The organism is Nocardia sp. PE-7 (genome assembly GCF_030486425.1).
GTDB lineage: Bacteria > Actinomycetota > Actinomycetes > Mycobacteriales > Mycobacteriaceae > Nocardia > Nocardia salmonicida_A.
The window spans coordinates 4,894,623-4,912,243 of the sequence record NZ_CP129614.1 but is presented as its reverse complement, the minus strand read 5'-3'; the positions used below and the strand labels follow the sequence as shown (position 1 = coordinate 4,912,243).

Below are 17,621 nucleotides of genomic sequence, written 5' to 3'. Positions count from 1 at the left end.
CCGGATTGCACGATTGCATCTCACTATCTGAGATTGATGTCTCATTGCTTGAACATTGATGATCACGCTACACCTGTGACCCGTGGATGTTGCCTACCGGAGAGGTGTCTGACGGGTCACATCACGGCACGCGTGAATCCCGCACGCGGGCAGTGGCTTCGAATCACATCGATGTGATCTTGTCCACACTTCTCCCGAACCGCTATCGAGCTGCTCCGGTCGCATCCCGGGCGCGTTCGGGCAGGTAGCCCCGTCTCGTTAGACTCCGGGGCATGCGCTTAGGTCGAGTTGCCAGTCCCGATGGAGTTGCTTTCGTGAGCATCGAGGGCGACGGAAGCGATGCCGTCGCCAAGGAGATCGCCGAACATCCGTTCGGCTCGCCGACGTTCACCGGGCGGAGCTGGCCGCTGGCCGATATCCGCCTGTTGGCGCCGATCCTGGCGAGCAAAGTGATCTGCATCGGCAAGAACTACGCCGCCCACGCGGCCGAGATGGGCGGCGAGGCACCGGTGGACCCGGTGATCTTCATCAAGCCGAACACCTCGATCATCGGCCCGAACGCATCGATCATCCTGCCGCCCAGCTCTTCTCAGGTCGATTTCGAGGGCGAGCTGGCCGTGGTCATCGGCCGTCCGTGCAAGGACGTCTCGGCGGCGAAGGCATCCGAGGTGATCCTCGGCTACACCGTCGCCAACGACGTCACCGCTCGCGATCAGCAGCGCCACGACGGTCAGTGGACCAGGGCCAAGGGCTACGACACGTTCTGCCCGCTCGGCCCGTGGATCGAAACCGCGCTGGATCCAAGCGATCTGGAGATCACCACCGAAGTCGACGGTGAGGTCCGCCAGCGCAGCCGCACTTCGCTGTTCCTGCACGATATTCCGAAGATCATCGAATGGATCAGCTCGGTGATGACCCTGCTGCCCGGTGACGTGATCCTCACCGGCACACCGGAAGGCGTCGGTCCGCTGCAGGCCGGGCAGAACGTGTCGGTCACCGTCGAGGGCATCGGCACCCTCACCAATCCTGTTGCCACCAAGCGCTGATACAGCGGAGAAGAGAGTCATGACTGAAGTCCGGGTTCGTTTCTGCCCGTCGCCGACCGGCACGCCGCACGTCGGCCTGGTGCGCACGGCGCTGTTCAACTGGGCATACGCACGCCACCACGGCGGCAAGTTCGTGTTCCGCATCGAAGACACCGACGCCGCACGCGATTCCGAGGATTCCTACCGCGCGCTGCTCGACGCGCTGCGCTGGTTGGGGCTCATCTGGGACGAGGGCCCCGAGGTCGGCGGACCCTACGAGCCCTACCGGCAGTCGCTGCGCCGCGATCAGCACCTCGACGTGGTGCGCAAGCTGCTCGAGGCGGGCGAGGCCTACGAAGCGTTCTCGACGCCGGAGGAAGTCGAGGCCCGGCACCGGGCCGTCGGTCGCGATCCGAAACTCGGTTACGACAATTTCGATCGCGATCTGAGCGCCGAGCAGATCGCGGCGTACAAAGCCGAGGGTCGCCCCGCTGTGGTCCGCTTGCGGATGCCCGACGAAGATCTCGGATGGAACGATCTCGTTCGCGGGGAAACCACTTTCAAAGCCGGCACCGTTCCCGATTTCGCCCTCACCCGTGGCAATGGCGACCCGCTCTACACATTGGTGAATCCGGTCGACGACGCGATGATGCGGATCACTCATGTGTTGCGGGGTGAGGATCTGCTCTCCTCGACGCCGCGTCAGCTCGCGTTGTATGCCGCGCTGCAGCGTATCGGGGTTGCTGAGTTCACGCCCGAGTTCGGGCATCTGCCGTTCGTGATGGGCCAGGGCAACAAGAAACTGTCCAAGCGCGACCCGGAATCGAATCTGTTTCTGCACCGCGACCGCGGATTCATCCCCGAGGGTTTGCTGAATTACCTCGCCCTGCTCGGCTGGAGCATCGGCGAGGACCGCGATGTGTTCTCCATGCTGGAAATGGTCGCGGCTTTCGATATTTCCTCGGTGAATTCGAATCCGGCCCGCTTCGATCAGAAGAAGGCCGACGCGATCAACGCCGAGCAGATTCGACTTCTCGAGCCCGGCGATTTCGGCCACCGTTTGCGCGAGTTCCTCACCGCGCAGGGCCACATCGGCGCCGAAATCGACGAGAAGACTTTCCTGGTCGCCGCCGAACTCGTGCAGACCCGCATCGTGGTGCTCGGTGACGCGTGGGACCTGCTGAAATTCCTGTTCGTCGCGCCCGAGGAGTTCGCGATCGACCAGGCGGCGGGCACCAAGAACCTCGGCGCCGAGGCCGACCCGGTGCTCGACGCCGCGATCGCCGCTGTGGAGCCGCTGAGCGAGTGGACCACCCCGGCACTGGAGGAGGCGCTGAAAAAGGCGCTGATCGACGATCTGGGGCTCAAGCCGCGCAAGGCATTCGCGCCGGTGCGGGTCGCGGTGACGGGCTCCCACATCAGTCCGCCGCTGTACGAGTCGATGGAATTGCTCGGCCGCGAGGTCTCGCTCGACCGGCTGCGTGCCGCGCGTGGTTGGGCTCCTGCCGCGCAGTAGCTGTGCGGAGCGGATGCGGCCGCTGCGCCGCATCCGCTCCAAGGGTGCGAAAACAGCCGAAAAGCGGGTTCTGACCAGGCGATTTGTAGTTTACCCCCTAGTGTTTGGTAATCTTCTCATCGCCGCGGAACACGGCCTCGCAACACCGACAACCACTCGGTGGAGATTGCAAGGTCAGGCGTTTCGGTCTTTGGGGTATGGTGTAATTGGCAACACAGCTGTTTCTGGTACAGCCATTCTAGGTTCGAGTCCTGGTACCCCAGCAAGGTTTCACCCTGGTGAGATCGTCCTGGCCCCGTCGTCTAGCGGCCTAGGACGCCGCCCTCTCAAGGCGGTAGCGCGGGTTCGAATCCCGTCGGGGCTACAAAGCAAAGTAAGGCTCCCGGTCGAATCCGACCGGGGGCCTTCTTCGTTTCTACAATCGTTTGTGCAGTGCCTCGGCGGCCGCGACCAGATCGGCGGCCCAGCGCGCGCCCGGCCTGCGACCCATTCGATCGATCGGTCCCGATACCGAAACGGCGGCCACGATCACCCCACCGGCATCGCGCACCGGCGCCGACACACTCGCCACGCCCTGCGCCCGCTCGGCGGCGCTCTGCGCCCAGCCCCGCTTGCGCACCTCGGCCAGTGCCCGGTCGCCGAACACCGCGTCGGCGAGGACCGTGCGCTGCAACTCGGGATCGGCCCACGCCAGCAACACCTTCGCCGCCGAACCCGCGGTGAGCGGCAGCCGCGAACCGATCGGGACGGTGTCGCGCAGGCCGACCGGCGGCTCCAGCGCCGCGACGCAGACGCGTGCGTGTCCGTCGCGGCAGTACAACTGGACGCTTTCGCCGGTGATCTCGCGCAGACGGGGCAGAATGGCAGCCGCGGCCTCCACGAGTGGATCGGCCGCCCCCGCCGACAACTCGGTGAGCGCGGGCCCCGGCCGCCACAATCCGTTGCCGTCGCGCGCCAGCAACCGGTGCGTTTCCAGCCCGACCGCCAGCCGGTGCGCGGTGGCACGCGGCAGGCCGGTGCGGGTGCACAGGTCATTGAGACCGCAGGGCTCGTCGGCGACGGCGTAGAGCACCGCCACGGCTTTGTCGAGAACACCGATACCGCTATGCTGTCTCATAGAACGATACTAACGTCTCAAATGCTGAGATACCAAGTATGCCCGTCGAAAGGTGATCAAGCAATGGCCGAGCGCGCTCGCACACTGGCCGAGAAGGTGTGGGAACAGCACGTCGTCGCCAAGGGCGAAGGCGATGGTTCCTCCCGTGAACCGGACCTGATCTACATCGATCTGCACCTCGTGCACGAGGTGACCAGCCCGCAGGCCTTCGACGGGCTACGCGCGGCCGGCCGTCCGGTGCGCCGAACCGATCTCACCATCGCCACCGAGGACCACAACGTCCCCACCGCCGATATCGACAAGCCGATCGCCGACCCGATCTCGCGCACCCAGGTGGACACGCTGCGCCGCAACTGCGCCGAATTCGGCGTGCGCCTGCACTCGATGGGCGATGTGGAGCAGGGCATCGTGCACGTCGTCGGCCCGCAGCTGGGTCTCACCCAGCCCGGTATGACCGTCGTCTGTGGTGACAGCCATACCTCCACCCACGGCGCGTTCGGCGCACTGGCGATGGGCATCGGCACCAGTGAGGTCGAGCACGTGCTCGCCACTCAGACGTTGTCGCTGCGCCCGTTCAAGACGATGGCCATCACCGTCGACGGCGAATTGGCGCCCGGCGTCACGAGCAAGGACCTGATCCTGGCCGTGATCGCCGAGATCGGCACCGGCGGCGGCCAGGGCTATGTGCTGGAGTACCGCGGCGAGGCGATTCGCAAGCTGTCGATGGAAGCGCGGATGACGATCTGCAACATGTCCATCGAAGCGGGCGCTCGCGCCGGCATGATCGGCCCCGACGAGGTGACCTACGAATTCCTGAAGGGCCGCCCGCACGCTCCGCAGGGAGCCGACTGGGATGCCGCAGTGGCCTCCTGGGACGCGCTGGTCACCGAGGAAGGCGCGGAGTTCGACGCCGAGGTCCACATCGACGCGAACACGCTGACCCCGTTCGTCACGTGGGGCACCAATCCCGGCCAGGGCTTGCCGCTGGGCGCGAATGTGCCGGACCCGGCCCAGATCGTCGACGAGAACGAGCGTGAATCCGCCGAGAAGGCGTTGCGCTACATGGACCTGACGCCGGGAATGCCGCTGCGTGAGGTGAGCGTGGACACCGTCTTCGTCGGCTCCTGCACCAACGGCCGGATCGAGGACCTGCGGGCCGTCGCCGATGTTCTGAAGGGCCGCCAGGTCGCCGACGGCGTGCGAATGCTGGTTGTGCCGGGCTCGATGCGGGTGCGCGCGCAGGCGGAAAAAGAAGGACTCGGCGAGATTTTCACCGCCGCGGGCGCGGAATGGCGCCAGGCGGGCTGCTCGATGTGCCTCGGTATGAATCCCGATCAGCTCGAACCGGGCCAGCGCTGCGCCTCGACCTCGAACCGCAATTTCGAGGGCAGGCAGGGCAAGGGCGGTCGTACGCACCTGGTCTCACCGCTGGTCGCGGCCGCTACGGCGGTCCGTGGAACCCTGTCCTCGCCTGCTGATCTGGCCTGAGCCACCGATCACCACAGATCGAAAGGGAATCGTTATGGAAGCCTTCACCGTTCACAAAGGCATCGGTGTGCCGCTGCGCCGGTCCAATGTCGACACCGATCAGATCATCCCCGCCGTTTACCTGAAGCGCGTGACCCGTACGGGTTTCGAGGACGGCTTGTTCGCCGGTTGGCGTACCGATCCGGAGTTCATTCTCAACAACGAGCCGTTCAAGCGTGGCAGCGTGCTGGTGGCGGGCCCGGATTTCGGCACCGGCTCTTCGCGAGAGCACGCTGTGTGGGCGCTGTCGGACTACGGCTTTCGGGTGGTCATCTCGTCTCGTTTCGCAGACATCTTCCGTGGAAATGCGGGTAAGGGCGGGTTGTTGGCCGCACAGATGTCACAGAACGATGTCGAAATGCTCTGGAAGCTGATCGAGGAACAGCCCGGCATCGAATTGGTTGTCGACCTGTCCGCTCGCACCGTCACAGCGGGAACCGTCGTGTTGCCGTTCGATATTGACGACTACACCCGCTGGCGTCTGCTGGAGGGTTTGGACGACATCGGCCTCACGCTGCGACAGGCCGACGTCATCGGCGAGTTCGAAAAGGGAAGGCCGTCATGGAAACCCGTGACGCTGCCGGAGCCTATTTCACGGGCGTAATCAGCTGGCACGCTTAGGCGGGCTTCCCGGGCGGCGGTAGCTGGACGTGTGCTAAACCACATGAATTTTGGCGTGGCACATAGACTCTTGCTCAAACTGGGTTTACCGTGGTACCTAGTCGGTCCGACGACGGGCCATTAGTCTGCGGAGGATTCAATGAACAAGGCGGAACTGATCGACGTTCTGACCGAAAAGTTGGGTACGGACAGGCGGACGGCTACTGCGGCTGTCGAGAATGTTGTCGACACCATCGTCCGTGCCGTGCACAAGGGTCAAAGCGTCACCATCACCGGATTCGGTGTGTTCGAACAGCGCAAGCGTGCTCCCCGGGTTGCCCGTAACCCCCGTACCGGTGAAACCGTGAAGGTGAAGGCCACTTCGGTGCCTGCCTTCCGACCGGGCGCACAGTTCAAGGCGGTCATCGCGGGTAAGCAGAAGCTGGCCTCGTCCGGGCCTGCCGTCAAGCGAGGCGTGAATGCCCCGGTGGCGGCGAAGAAGGCGGCAGCCAAGAAGACCGCGGCGAAGAAGACCGCGGCCAAGAAGGCCACGCCGTCGAAGGGTCCCGCGAAGACCACGGCCCGCAAAGCCGCCACCAAGGCACCTGCCGCCAAGAAGACCACGGCAGCAAAGAAAGTGACGGCGGCCAAGAAGGCGCCCGCCAAGAAGGTGACGGCGGCCAAGAAGGCGCCCGCGAAGAAGGTCACAGCCGCCAAGACCACGGCGGTCAAGAAGACCACTGCTGCGAAGAAGGCTCCCGCTAAGAAGACTGCTGCTAAGAAGACTGCCGCCCGTCGTGCTCGTTGATCCTGCCGCAGCGGGATCAGGTCGGGGAATGTGCACGTAGGCCGCATCACCCACCACTGGACCGAGAACGGCCCCGGGAATCCCGGGGCCGTTTCGGCTGTTTCGAGGCCGTCCGATGGACTCAGGTGGTGACGATTGCCGTCGACAGCGAACGGTCCATATGGTTCGCGGCGACCAATCGGTCCCCGACGAACGACAATGCCCAGACGCTGCCCTTGCGATTGCGTGCCGAGGGCAGCGTGAGCCCGCCCTGCTCGGCCAGCCACTGTGTCAGATCGGGAATCACCCCGCCCTGACTACATACCACCGGTACCCCTCGATCGGTTACCAACGACAGAAATCGTTGCCGCGCGGCGCTTTTCGCTGAATCGTAACCTTGCTCGGAAAACATTGGCTCGCAATTGATTTCGGCGTCGAGCTGTTCCGCCAACGGGGTCACGGTTTGGATGCAGCGCAGTGGATCGGCGGAATAGATCTCGGATGCGCCGAACGCCAACAGATTCGGTGTCAATCCCTTCGCCTGCTGTTCCCCGGAGGCCTCGAGCGGACGCAACTCGTCGGGTCCGTCGAAGCGGTTGCGCTTGCCCGCCTTGGCGTGGCGCACCAGCAGCACCGTGTTGGTGCGGGCGGGCAGCCGGGCGAAGATCCGGACGATCTGGCGATCCATCGGATACGACAACTGGTCCATCACCTCGGCGAGGGGGAACCACCGCATCTGGTCGACTTCGTTGTTGACGGCGAAGTCGCCGTCGGCGGCCTCGGCGGCCCAGTAGTCGACCCGCTTGAGCTGACGGTGGCCCGGGATCGGATAGGTGACGTGGCCGAGATAGCGCCCCAGCGTGGCCGGTAGGCCGGTTTCCTCGCCTACCTCGCGCACGGCCGCCACCACCGGGGTCTCGCCGGGATCGAGCTTGCCCTTGGGCAGCGACCAGTCACCGTACTTCGGCCGGTGGATGACGCCGATCTCCGGGCCGACGGCGCCCGCACGCCACAGGACCGCTCCTGCCGCGTGAATATTGGGCCTTACCCGCGGGTCTCGCAACGACGCGTCCTTGCTCTCCGCGCTCATGGCTGGTCGGGGCGACGCAAACGCATGAGGAAGGCTTGGTGGTCACGGACCTGGTCGGCCTCGACATCGGTCGGACTGGCCTGCCAGGTCCCGTCCGGGAGCAGGATCCAGCAGCGAGTGGCCGGATCGAGCGCGGAATCGAACACCTTCCCGAGCTGGTCGACGAGCTTGGGATCTTTCACCTGCACCATCACTTCGACCCGGCGGTCGAGATTGCGGTGCATCATGTCGGCGCTGCCGATCCACGTCTGCTCCTGCGCGCCGAATTCCATCACCCGGGAATGTTCGAGGAACCGGCCCAGGATCGAGCGCACCTCGATGTTCTCGCTCAGGCCGGGCACGCCGGCGCGCAGGCCGCAGATGCCGCGCACCACGATCTGCACCGGCACCCCCGCCTGCGAGGCGCGGTAGAGCGCGTCGATGATCTGCTCGTCGACGATCGCGTTGGCCTTGATCCGGATCCGGGCAGCCGAACCCTGACCGGCCAGCTCGATCTCACGATCGATCCGCTCGATGATGCCCGCGCGCACGCCCAACGGCGCCACCATCAGGTTGCGGTAGTCCTCCTTGCGGGAGTATCCGGTCAGCGAATTGAACAGGTCGGTGAGATCGGCGCCGATCTCCGGTGCGGCGGTGAACAGCCCGACGTCTTCGTAGAGCCGGGCGGTCTTCGGGTTGTAGTTGCCGGTGCCGATGTGGCAGTAGCGCCGGATCGTCGAACCCTCGCGACGCACCACCAGGCAGGTCTTGCAGTGGGTCTTGAGGCCGACCAGACCGTAGACCACGTGCACGCCCGCCTGTTCCAGTTCGCGCGCCCATTTGATGTTGGCCTGCTCGTCGAAGCGGGCCTTGATCTCGACCAGCGCGACGACCTGCTTGCCCGCCTCGGCGGCCTCGATCAGCGAGTTGATGATCGGGGAGTCGCCGGAGGTGCGGTAGAGCGTCTGCTTGATCGCGAGCACCTGCGGGTCGGCGGCGGCCTGTTCGATGAAGCGCTGCACGCTGGTGGAGAAGGAGTCGTAGGGGTGGTGCACCAGCACGTCGCCCTCGCGCAGCGCGGCGAAGACATTGCGCGGGGTCTCGCGCTCGCCGAAGGCCGCCGGGGTGGCGGGCACATACGGCGCGTCCTTGAGTTCGGGTCGGTCGACGCCGTAGACCTGCCACAGGCAGGACAGGTCGAGCAGTCCGGGCACCTGGATGACGTCGGCGGGGTCGACCTCGAGCTCACGTAGGAGCAGCTCCAGCATGTGCTCGGTCATGTCGTCGGAGACCTCGAGGCGCACCGGCTTGCCGAAGCGGCGGCGGGCGAGCTCGCGCTCCATCGCCTGCAGCAGGTCTTCGTCGCGATCCTCGTCGACCTCGAAATCGGCGTTGCGGGTGATCCGGAACGAATGCGTCTCCACCACGGTCAGACCCGGGAACAACAGGTCGAGGTGGGCGGCGATGAGGTCTTCCATCGGCAGGAACGCCGCGATCGCCGACGGCGCGCCGGTGCGGCGCACACGCACGAAGCGGTCGACGTTGTCGGGCACCTTCACGCGGGCGAAGTGCTCGCCGCCGGTGCCGGTGTCGCGCACTGTCACGGCGAGATTGAGGCTCAGGCCGGAGATGTAGGGGAACGGGTGCGCCGGGTCGACGGCGAGCGGTGTGAGGACCGGGAACACCTGGTCGGTGAAGTAGTTGGAAAGGCGTTGGCGTTCATCGTCGTCGAGATCGCTCCAGCCGATGATGTCGATGCCCTCGGTCGCCAGAGCCGGGTTCACCTCGTCGATGAAGACGTTGGCGTGCCGCTCGGCGAGTTCTTGGGCGCGGGCGGTGATCATCTCCAGTTGCTCCGACGGTGAGCGACCGTCGGCCGAGCGCACCGACAGACCGGTCTCGGCACGGCGTTTCAAACCGGCGACGCGCACCATGTAGAACTCGTCGAGGTTGGACGCGAAGATCGCGAGGAACTTGGCCCGCTCCAGCAACGGCAGCGAGGCGTCCTCGGCCAGCGCCAGGACGCGGGCATTGAAGTCGAGCCAGCTCAGCTCGCGGTTGAGGTAGCGATCTCTCGGCAACCGCTGAGTGCTCGCGTCACCGCCCGAGGCGAGGGCGGCCGCAGGTGGCGGGGAAATCGGGGGCAGCTGCTTGATGGTTTCCGTATCGCTCACGAGATCAATCATCCCTCGAGGAAGGGCCGCCGTGCATCACGACATCGCACGGATCGTCGCGCTCGGTCCGAAGTCGGCGATCAGCTAGCACACACTGCGAACGGGATCACTTCTGTGCGGCGAGAATCCGATCTCGCGCAGGGCCGAGGTGGTGAATTCGCCGACGCCGAGCGCGCGGACGATCTCGAGATCCTCGGGGGTGTCGACATCGCAGCGCAGGCCGGGCCAGTATCCGGACAGCGGCACGGCGCCGCCGTCGCGGTGTGCGCGGGCGGAATCGGCGCCGAAGCGGGGCGACAGCGACGCGGCGGTATCGCGGACGAGCAATGCGGCGGTGCCGGTGCCCGTGTGGTCGATCACCACCGATCGAGCGCCGACGGCGACGGTGAGCACGTCGGCCAACTCGGACGGGCGGAGGGCGGGCAGGTCGGCCTGCAGTGCGAGCAGAGCGGTGGGGCCGTGGCGATCGCGCACGTCGGCGGCGCCGGCGGCGAGGGCGGTATTGAGCGGATCGGCGCCGGCCGCGGGTTCGTCGATCACGTGCGCGCCGAGCTCGCGGGCACGGTCGGCGACCAGGGGATCGGGGGTGACCACGGTCAGCGACGACAGCGCGGGCACGGCGGAAGCGGCCACGACAGTGTCGGTGAACATGGCGAGCACGAGCTGGGCGCGCTGCTCGGTGCTCAGCAGGCTCGCCAGCCTGCTCTTGGCCCGGCCGATGTGTTTGACCGCCATCACGGCGTGCACGGTGTGCATGCCTTCGATCCTTGCATGGCATATTGGGCTGATGACGAGGGCGGCGGTTATGGGTGCGGGGTCGTGGGGTACGGCGTTCGCGAAGGTGTTGGCCGAAGCAGGGACCGACGTGACGATCTGGGCCCGGCGCGACGAGGTGGCGCGGGCGCTCGATACCGAGCACCGCAATCCGTTCTACCTACCCGGCGTTGCGCTGCCGCCGGTGCGGGGAACCGATGATCACCGGGTCGCCCTCGACGGGGCCGACCTGGTGGTGCTCGCGGTTCCGTCGCAGTCGCTGCGGGCGAATCTGGATCTGTGGAAGGGCGATATCGGCTCCGACGCCACCCTGCTGAGTCTGGCCAAGGGGATCGAGACCGGGACGCTGCTGCGGATGAGTCAGGTGATCGCGGAGGTCACCGGGGCCGAGCCGGGGCGGATCGCGGTGTTGTCGGGTCCGAACCTGGCCCACGAGATCGTCGAACGTCAGCCCGCGGCGACGGTGATCGCCTGCACCGATACCGAGCGTGCCGAAGTCGCGCAGCGGGCGTGTGCCACCGGTTATTTCCGGCCGTACACCAATACCGATGTGATCGGCTGCGAGATCGGTGGTGCGTGCAAGAACGTCATCGCGCTCGCGTGCGGCATCGCCTCGGGAATGGGGCTGGGCGACAACACGGTGGCCAGCCTCATCACGCGCGGGCTCGCCGAGGTGATCCGGCTCGGTGTGGCGCTCGGGGCGCAGCCGGTGACGCTGGCCGGGCTCGCGGGCGTCGGCGATCTGGTGGCTACCTGTACTTCGCCGTTGTCGCGCAATCGGTCCTTCGGGTACGCGCTCGGCGCCGGCGGCACGATGACCGCGGCGCAGGAAGCGACCAATGGGCAGGTGGCCGAAGGTGTGAAGTCGTGCACATCGGTGCGCGCCCTGGCCGCCGAGCACGGGGTGGAGATGCCGCTCACCGACGCGGTGCACAGGGTGTGCCATGAGGGGCTATCGGTGAGCGAGGCGGTCGGCAGCCTGCTCGGCAGGCGGATCAAGCCCGAGTAAGGGCGATGGCGCCATGACGGCGAGAACCTACTACGGTGACGTTCATGACGGAACGGATCAGGGTAGCTGTGGTGTTCGGCGGGCGCAGCAGCGAGCACGCCGTCTCGTGCGTATCGGCGAGCAGTGTGCTGCGCAACCTCGATCCGACGCGCTACGAGGTGGTACCGATCGGCATCACCCCCACCGGCGGCTGGGTGTTGGCCGACGGGATCGGCGATCTGGCGCTGAGCCACGGTGTGCAACCACAGGTCGACGCGTCGGGAACCGCTCTCACGCTGGCCGCTGACCCGAGCCGCTCCGGTGCGCTGGTCGCGCTCGACTCGCGCGCGGTGCTCGGCAATGTCGATGTCGTGTTCCCGATCCTGCACGGTCCCTTCGGGGAGGACGGCACATTGCAGGGGATGCTCGAACTGGCCGGAATTCCCTATGTCGGCGCGGGCGTGCTGGCCAGCGCGGCGGGCATGGACAAGGAGTTCACCAAAAAGTTGCTGGCGGCCGAATCATTGCCCGTCGGCGTGCAGGTTGTGCTGCGTCCCGGCGTCGAGACGCTCGCCGAGGCCGACCGGGCCCGAATCGGTCTGCCCGCCTTCGTGAAGCCCGCGCGCGGTGGTTCCTCGATCGGCATCACCAAGATCACCGATTGGGCCGACCTCGATGCGGCCATCGCCGTCGCCCGTGCGCACGACCCCAAGGTGATCATCGAAGCGGGCATCGTCGGACGCGAAGTCGAGTGCGGCGTACTGGAATTCGCCGACGGCGAGGTGCGTGGCAGCGTCGTCTCCGAGATTCGGATGCCCGATGCCGACGCCGCCGCGCCCGAGTTCTACGACTTCGCCACCAAATACCTCGATGACGTGTGCGAATTCGACGTGCCCGCCAAGCTCGACGACGATGTCGCCGACGAGATCCGTGCGCTGTCGGTGCGCGCGTTCCGCGCGCTGGACTGCCAGGGGCTGGCGCGGGTCGACTTCTTCGTCACCGAGAACGGTCCGGTGATCAACGAGATCAACACGATGCCCGGCTTCACGCCGATCTCGCAGTACCCGCGGATGTGGGAAGCCACCGGCATCGACTACCCGACGCTGGTGTCGACGCTGATCGAGACGGCGGTCGCCCGCGGTACCGGCCTGCGGTAGTAGTTCGGTTCGGCCGCAGGGCTTTCGACGGGGTCGTCCTCGAAAGCTCGGCGGCGCCAACTGGTTAGCTCAGAGTTCACCCGGAGTCGGTTCGCGGGCAGGCAGATTCGCGGTGATGATGTCGGACACGCTCTGCACCGCGCTGGTGCCGGAGCCGTCGGGGACAGTCAGGGCGATGTAGGTTTCGCGGTCGACGGCGAACCAGGTGCCGGTCTTTCCCACCTCGTCGCGGACCTGGAACCACTTCACGCCGTCGATCACCGTCAGCGGGGACGCGCGGTTGAATTCGAGGGGGCGGTCCAGGCCGCAGCGCAGCGTGATCGGGTCGCCGCCGTCGGGGAGCTGCCAGGCGCGGGTGGCAGGCGGGCTGGGTTCGACGAGGGTGGCCTTGGTGTAGTCGCCGAGTTCGGCGGGCAGGGCGGGCAGCAGGGTCTGACAAGCGGGACCGTCGGCGGCGGGGGCGGGGACGGGCCCGAGGGCGAGGGGTTCGCGTTCGACGGGGGCGCGCAGGGCGATGAAGGCGGCGACCAGCACGGCGACGATCAGCACGACGGGCAGGGCGACCGCGGTGGCGATGAGGGCGGGGGAGTGATGCGACTCGAAGTCGTCATCGTCATCGTCGGAGTTGTCCGCCTCGGCGTCGGAGTCCGCGTTCGAGTCGTCGTCGGCCGGGGCGGAAGCCTCAGCGGTCGCGTCGGCTGCTCGAGCGCCGGTGGTGGGTGTCGGCTCGTCGCCCGGCGATGCCGCGTCGGCAGTGGCGGTGTCGTCGGGGGTGCTCGCCTGGTCGCGATCCTCCGGTGTCGAGTCCGCCATAGCTGTGTGGTCCTTCCGTTCGCGGGTTCGCCTGCGCCGTCGGTGGTGCCCGATCGCCTTCGAAAGGGTACCGTCGGGGCGATTTCGTCGGTCAGCAGCACAGCGGGAAGGGATCGGTCATCAGCGAGGACAGCCGTCCGCAGACGGTGCGTGAGCTGGGCGAATTCGCCCTGATCGACCGGATCAACGCCGGTCGGGAGCAGGCCGCGCACGTACTGCTCGGACCCGGTGACGACGCCGCGCTGGTCGCCGCGCCCGACGGTCGGTTCGTGGTGAGCACCGACATGCTCGTCGAAGGCAGGCACTTCCGGCTCGACTGGTCCTCGCCCGTCGATATCGGCCGCAAGGCCATCGCCCAGAACGCCGCCGACGTGGTGGCGATGGGCGCGCGGCCGACGGCGTTCGTGGTCGCGCTCGGCTGCCCCGCCGACACCCCCGTGACGGTGATCGAAGGGATCGCCGACGGGATGTGGATCGAGGCGAGCCGCGCCGGGGGTTCCATCGCGGGCGGCGATCTGGTGCGCAGCGAACAACTGGTCGTCTCGGTGACCGCGTTCGGCGATCTCGGCGGGCAGAACGCGATCACTCGATCCGGCGCCGCCGTCGGCGACATCGTCGCTGTGGCAGGCGAACTCGGCTGGTCCGGCGCCGGGCTGGCCGTATTGACCGGTGGCGCGGACACCTCCGATCCGGACTTCACCTATGCCCTTGCGACACATCGTGTTCCGCAACCGCCCTACGCCGCGGTCCTCGATGCCTTCGGCACGCACATCCCGACCGCGCTCACCGATGTCTCCGACGGCCTGCTCGCCGACCTCGGCCACCTCGCCGCCGCCTCGAACGTCGCCATCGATGTCCACCGCGCCGCACTGGCCGACCCCGATCTGGACGCTGTGGCGAAATTGCTCGATGCCGATGCGGCGCAATGGATTCTGGCCGGCGGCGAAGACCACGCCTTCGTCGGAACCTGGCCCGCCGGTGCCTCGGTTCCCGCGGGCTGGCGGCCGATCGGTGTCGTAACCGCAGGCAGTGGCGTCACCGTCGACGGCGTGGCCCCCACCGGCGGCACCGGCTGGGAATCGTTCCGTGGGGTGGACGCCACGCCCGCCGACAACGAACGATAGGTTGTGCGGTCATGGGTGCCAAACCACTGTCGGAGATCATCGATCCGGGCTGGGCCCGGGCACTGGAGCCGGTCACCGACCGCATCAGCGAAATGGGCGAGTTCTTACGTGAAGAGAACGCGGCAGGCCGCGGCTACCTCCCCGAAGGGGAGAACGTGCTGCGCGCCTTCCAGCGTCCGTTCGACGCGGTGCGCGTGCTCATCGTCGGCCAGGACCCGTACCCCACGCCCGGCCACGCGATGGGTCTGAGTTTCTCTGTCACGCCACAGGTTTCGCCGGTGCCGCGCAGCCTGTCCAACATCTTCGCCGAATACAGCAAAGACCTCGGCTTCGATACCCCGAGCTGTGGTGACCTGAGCCCCTGGTCGGATCAGGGTGTGCTGCTGCTGAACCGAGTGCTCACCGTCGCCCCCGGCGCGCCCGCCTCCCATCGCGGCAAAGGCTGGGAAGCGGTCACCGAGCAGGCGATCCGGGCGCTGGTCGCCCGCGACGAGCCGCTCGTCGCCGTGCTGTGGGGCAACGACGCTCGCTCGCTGAAGCCCACCCTCGTCGCCGCCGAGGTGCCCTACGTCGAATCGGCCCACCCCTCACCGCTTTCCGCCTCGCGCGGGTTCTTCGGTTCCCGACCCTTCTCGCGGGTCAACGAACTGCTCGACGAACTCGGCGCCGATCCTGTCGACTGGCGGCTGCCCTGACCCGGGGCGTCGCCCGCACCAGAAGAGAATGATGAAGGAGCACAACCCGATGCACATCTCCACCGTTCGCGCTGCCCTCGCGACCGCCGCCGTGGCCGCCGCCATCACCGCGGGCGCAGGCTCGGCCACCGCCGCAGGCCTGCAGCTCGAGCCCTACGACGAGCAGGCCGCCCCGGTGGCCACCACCCAGGTCGGCGAGGAATGGACCTCCACCGGCACCTCCACCATCTCGTCCGGCGTGAACGCGAAGGTGACCTGCCTGCTGCAGAACACCTTCAGCGCCCTCGGCGCTGCCTGCTGAGTTATCGGCGGCTGGCGCCGCGGGGGTTTTCGGCCCTGCGGGCCTCGCATCCGAAGGGCGATACTGCGCCTTCGGCGTTCCGTCTCGCCCTTCGGATGCGAGGCGGCCGAAAACCCGTGGTTGCTGAGTTCCGGCGTGGCGTTGGTCGCGCCGGGTTGTCAGTTCAGTCGCGGGAGTTGGTGACTTCTATGTGAGGCCGACGTAGTTCGGCTTGCGCTTGCCTACGAAGGCGTCGACGCCCTCGCGGCCGGTGTCGCTGTTGGCGGCGGCGGAGATGCTGTCGCGTTCGGAATCCAGCTGCTGGTCCAATGTTGCCGTCGGTGACTGGGCCAGCAGCTTTTTCATGGCCGTGTAGGTGGGGCGGGGGCCGGTGACGAAGGTCTGCGCCACGCGCAACGCTTCGGCGCGGATGTCCTCGTCGGCGACCGTGCGGCTCAGGACGCCGAGGCGCACGGCCTCGTCGGCGTCGAGTACGGCGTCGGTGAGCAGGATCTCGGTCGCCCGGCTCCGGCCGACGATGCGGGGCAGCGACCAGGACATACCGCCGTCGGGGGACAGGCCGATGCCGGGGTAGGCGGGGCGCAGTTTCGTCGAGGGGCCACCGATCGCGATGTCGGCGGCGCAGACCAGGCTCATGCCCGCACCCGCCGCCCAGCCCTGGACGGCGGCGATCACGGGGACCGGGGCGTCGGCGAGCGCGCGGACGAAATCGTGGAGCTGGTCGGCCAGCTCGTGCAGGTAGGCGCCGCGGTCATCGGCGGCGGCGAAATTGCGGACATTGCCGCCCGCGCAGAAGTTCGCGCCCGCGCCGGTGAGCAGCACGGCGCCGACCGACGGGTCGAGCGCGCGCAGGGCGGCGGTGCCCGCGTTGATCAGGTCGAAATCCATCGAGGTGCCTGCGGCGGCGGTGGCGATGGTCAGCTGCAGGACGCCGTCGATGACCTCGGCGGCAAGGACCGGTTCGGTGGTACTCATGGGCGTCACCTTAATCGGGCCCGCACGCGCGGCGTTCCGCAGCCTTTGCGCACGGAGGTACACCCCCGGTGCGGCGGCGGCGTTTCTCAGTCGCGGCGCCACCATTGTTCGGGCAGCAGGGTGAACGGATCGGTTCGGCGGATACCGGTGTCGGTGAAACCGTGCCTGCGGTAGAAGGCGTGGGCACGCGGATAGTCGGCGAAGACCCACAGGGTGCACGGTGATCCGGGAGTGGCGGCTTCGATCAGGGCGTCGGCGATGCCGGTGCCGTGCCAGGCGCTGCGGACGTAGAGCGCTTCGAGTTCATCCTCGGTGGACGCTGAGCGGCCCGGTACGGACGACTTCGTCCCGGAGGCGAAGCCGATCAGCCGGTCGCCGACCAGCGCGACCGGCAACCGGCGGATGCCGTCGGCGCGACGACGTTCCCAGGTGAGCGCGGAGCGTTCCAGGTCGAAGCCGTCGAGGATGTGATCGGGGACGAGCGTTCCGTAGGCTTCGCGCCAGCTGGCGATGTGGCAGGCGGCGAGTTCGGTGACCCGGGTCGCCGTCAGCGGCGCGATTCGCCAGTCAGCCACGTCGAGCCCGTTCGGCGCTCGGCCGTTGTACGACAAAACCCCGGATCACCCGCGAGGGGTGCCGGGGCACTGTCGGCAGAATGTACGGGCTGAAAATCAGCCGCGGACGACCTTGCCCGCCTTCAGGCAGGAGGTGCACACGTTCATCCGGCGGGTGTTGCCAGGGGCAACCTGCGCACGCACGGTCTGGATGTTCGGGTTCCAGCGACGGTTGGTGCGCCGGTGCGAGTGCGAGACCGACTTCCCGAAACCGGGGCCCTTGGCGCAGACGTCGCAAACGGCAGCCATGTCGCGAGCTCCTTCATGTCATAAGCGGACAGCGGCGCACGTATGCCCGCTGAACCGGAAACTGATGTCGTCAAATGCCTTGCCGACTGATGTCGGCCAGCGCAGACCCACGTGGG

The 17,621-nt window shown here is 67.2% G+C and carries 18 protein-coding genes and 2 tRNA genes; 12 read left to right on the top strand and 8 right to left on the bottom strand.

Going from position 1 to position 17,621, the window contains the following annotated elements:
• The first annotated feature begins 272 nt into the window (after window positions 1-272).
• The 4 genes from QX204_RS23160 to QX204_RS23145 all read left to right on the top strand — a co-directional run bounded on the left by QX204_RS23160 (window position 273) and on the right by QX204_RS23145 (window position 2,905).
• Window positions 273-1,046 (top strand): fumarylacetoacetate hydrolase family protein, encoded by a 774-nt coding sequence (locus QX204_RS23160; protein WP_056811986.1) that lies wholly within the window; start codon window positions 273-275, stop codon window positions 1,044-1,046.
• A 19-nt stretch (window positions 1,047-1,065) separates the two neighbouring features.
• A complete protein-coding gene (gltX, locus tag QX204_RS23155; RefSeq protein ID WP_062986898.1) occupies window positions 1,066-2,541 on the top strand; it encodes a glutamate--tRNA ligase in 1,476 nt (491 codons plus the stop codon).
• 191 nt (window positions 2,542-2,732) lie between these two features.
• Window positions 2,733-2,804, top strand: a tRNA-Gln gene (locus QX204_RS23150).
• Between the two features lie 28 nt (window positions 2,805-2,832).
• Window positions 2,833-2,905 (top strand) — tRNA-Glu (locus QX204_RS23145).
• A gap of 51 nt (window positions 2,906-2,956) precedes the next feature.
• On the opposite strand, the gene QX204_RS23140 is transcribed toward QX204_RS23145, so the two are convergent.
• Window positions 2,957-3,658: an IclR family transcriptional regulator gene (locus QX204_RS23140; protein ID WP_056811980.1), complete on the bottom strand. Its 702-nt coding sequence runs from the start codon at window positions 3,656-3,658 to the stop codon at window positions 2,957-2,959.
• A 63-nt stretch (window positions 3,659-3,721) separates the two neighbouring features.
• Between QX204_RS23140 and leuC the strand changes: the two genes are divergently transcribed.
• From leuC to QX204_RS23125, 3 genes are all read left to right on the top strand, one after another.
• A complete protein-coding gene (gene leuC / locus QX204_RS23135; protein ID WP_301902278.1) occupies window positions 3,722-5,146 on the top strand; it encodes a 3-isopropylmalate dehydratase large subunit in 1,425 nt (474 codons plus the stop codon).
• Window positions 5,147-5,180: 34 nt separating this feature from the next.
• Window positions 5,181-5,789 carry a 3-isopropylmalate dehydratase small subunit gene (gene leuD / locus QX204_RS23130; RefSeq protein ID WP_301902277.1) on the top strand — a complete coding sequence of 203 codons (609 nt, stop codon included), beginning with the start codon at window positions 5,181-5,183 and terminating at the stop codon, window positions 5,787-5,789.
• A gap of 156 nt (window positions 5,790-5,945) precedes the next feature.
• The gene (locus QX204_RS23125) at window positions 5,946-6,593 is read left to right on the top strand and encodes an HU family DNA-binding protein (protein ID WP_056811975.1); all 648 of its coding nucleotides are present in this window, start codon (window positions 5,946-5,948) and stop codon (window positions 6,591-6,593) included.
• A 121-nt stretch (window positions 6,594-6,714) separates the two neighbouring features.
• Here the strand turns inward: QX204_RS23125 and QX204_RS23120 are convergent, their stop codons facing one another.
• The 3 genes from QX204_RS23120 to cofC form a co-directional block, all read right to left on the bottom strand.
• Window positions 6,715-7,662 (bottom strand): NUDIX hydrolase, encoded by a 948-nt coding sequence (locus tag QX204_RS23120; protein WP_301902276.1) that lies wholly within the window; start codon window positions 7,660-7,662, stop codon window positions 6,715-6,717.
• The gene (locus QX204_RS23115; RefSeq protein WP_301902274.1) at window positions 7,659-9,827 is read right to left on the bottom strand and encodes an RNA degradosome polyphosphate kinase; all 2,169 of its coding nucleotides are present in this window, start codon (window positions 9,825-9,827) and stop codon (window positions 7,659-7,661) included. Before QX204_RS23115 ends, QX204_RS23120 begins: the two co-directional genes overlap by 4 nt.
• A 72-nt stretch (window positions 9,828-9,899) precedes the next feature.
• Window positions 9,900-10,571 carry a 2-phospho-L-lactate guanylyltransferase gene (gene cofC / locus QX204_RS23110; RefSeq protein ID WP_301902272.1) on the bottom strand — a complete coding sequence of 224 codons (672 nt, stop codon included), beginning with the start codon at window positions 10,569-10,571 and terminating at the stop codon, window positions 9,900-9,902.
• Between the two features lie 31 nt (window positions 10,572-10,602).
• Here cofC and QX204_RS23105 point away from each other — a divergent pair, with 31 nt between their 5' ends.
• The gene (locus QX204_RS23105) at window positions 10,603-11,598 is read left to right on the top strand and encodes an NAD(P)H-dependent glycerol-3-phosphate dehydrogenase (RefSeq protein WP_301902270.1); all 996 of its coding nucleotides are present in this window, start codon (window positions 10,603-10,605) and stop codon (window positions 11,596-11,598) included.
• Between the two features lie 44 nt (window positions 11,599-11,642).
• Window positions 11,643-12,734 (top strand): D-alanine--D-alanine ligase family protein, encoded by a 1,092-nt coding sequence (locus QX204_RS23100; protein WP_301902268.1) that lies wholly within the window; start codon window positions 11,643-11,645, stop codon window positions 12,732-12,734.
• 69 nt (window positions 12,735-12,803) lie between these two features.
• On the opposite strand, the gene QX204_RS23095 is transcribed toward QX204_RS23100, so the two are convergent.
• Window positions 12,804-13,547, bottom strand: coding sequence for a DUF3515 domain-containing protein (locus QX204_RS23095; RefSeq protein WP_301902266.1), 744 nt, complete (start codon window positions 13,545-13,547; stop codon window positions 12,804-12,806).
• 146 nt (window positions 13,548-13,693) lie between these two features.
• Between QX204_RS23095 and QX204_RS23090 the strand changes: the two genes are divergently transcribed.
• The 3 genes from QX204_RS23090 to QX204_RS23080 are packed head-to-tail and all read left to right on the top strand — an operon-like array spanning window position 13,694 to window position 15,667.
• Window positions 13,694-14,671 (top strand): thiamine-phosphate kinase, encoded by a 978-nt coding sequence (locus QX204_RS23090; protein WP_301902265.1) that lies wholly within the window; start codon window positions 13,694-13,696, stop codon window positions 14,669-14,671.
• A gap of 11 nt (window positions 14,672-14,682) precedes the next feature.
• Window positions 14,683-15,366 (top strand): uracil-DNA glycosylase, encoded by a 684-nt coding sequence (locus QX204_RS23085; RefSeq protein WP_301902264.1) that lies wholly within the window; start codon window positions 14,683-14,685, stop codon window positions 15,364-15,366.
• Between the two features lie 49 nt (window positions 15,367-15,415).
• On the top strand, window positions 15,416-15,667 hold the full coding sequence (locus QX204_RS23080; protein WP_062986963.1) for a hypothetical protein: 252 nt from the start codon (window positions 15,416-15,418) through the stop codon (window positions 15,665-15,667).
• Between the two features lie 186 nt (window positions 15,668-15,853).
• Here the strand turns inward: QX204_RS23080 and QX204_RS23075 are convergent, their stop codons facing one another.
• The 3 genes from QX204_RS23075 to rpmB all read right to left on the bottom strand — a co-directional run bounded on the left by QX204_RS23075 (window position 15,854) and on the right by rpmB (window position 17,505).
• The gene (locus tag QX204_RS23075) at window positions 15,854-16,642 is read right to left on the bottom strand and encodes an enoyl-CoA hydratase/isomerase family protein (protein WP_301902261.1); all 789 of its coding nucleotides are present in this window, start codon (window positions 16,640-16,642) and stop codon (window positions 15,854-15,856) included.
• A gap of 86 nt (window positions 16,643-16,728) precedes the next feature.
• A complete protein-coding gene (locus QX204_RS23070) occupies window positions 16,729-17,217 on the bottom strand; it encodes a GNAT family N-acetyltransferase (protein ID WP_301902259.1) in 489 nt (162 codons plus the stop codon).
• Between the two features lie 96 nt (window positions 17,218-17,313).
• Window positions 17,314-17,505, bottom strand: coding sequence for a 50S ribosomal protein L28 (gene rpmB, locus QX204_RS23065; protein WP_011210730.1), 192 nt, complete (start codon window positions 17,503-17,505; stop codon window positions 17,314-17,316).
• Window positions 17,506-17,621 lie beyond the last annotated feature (116 nt).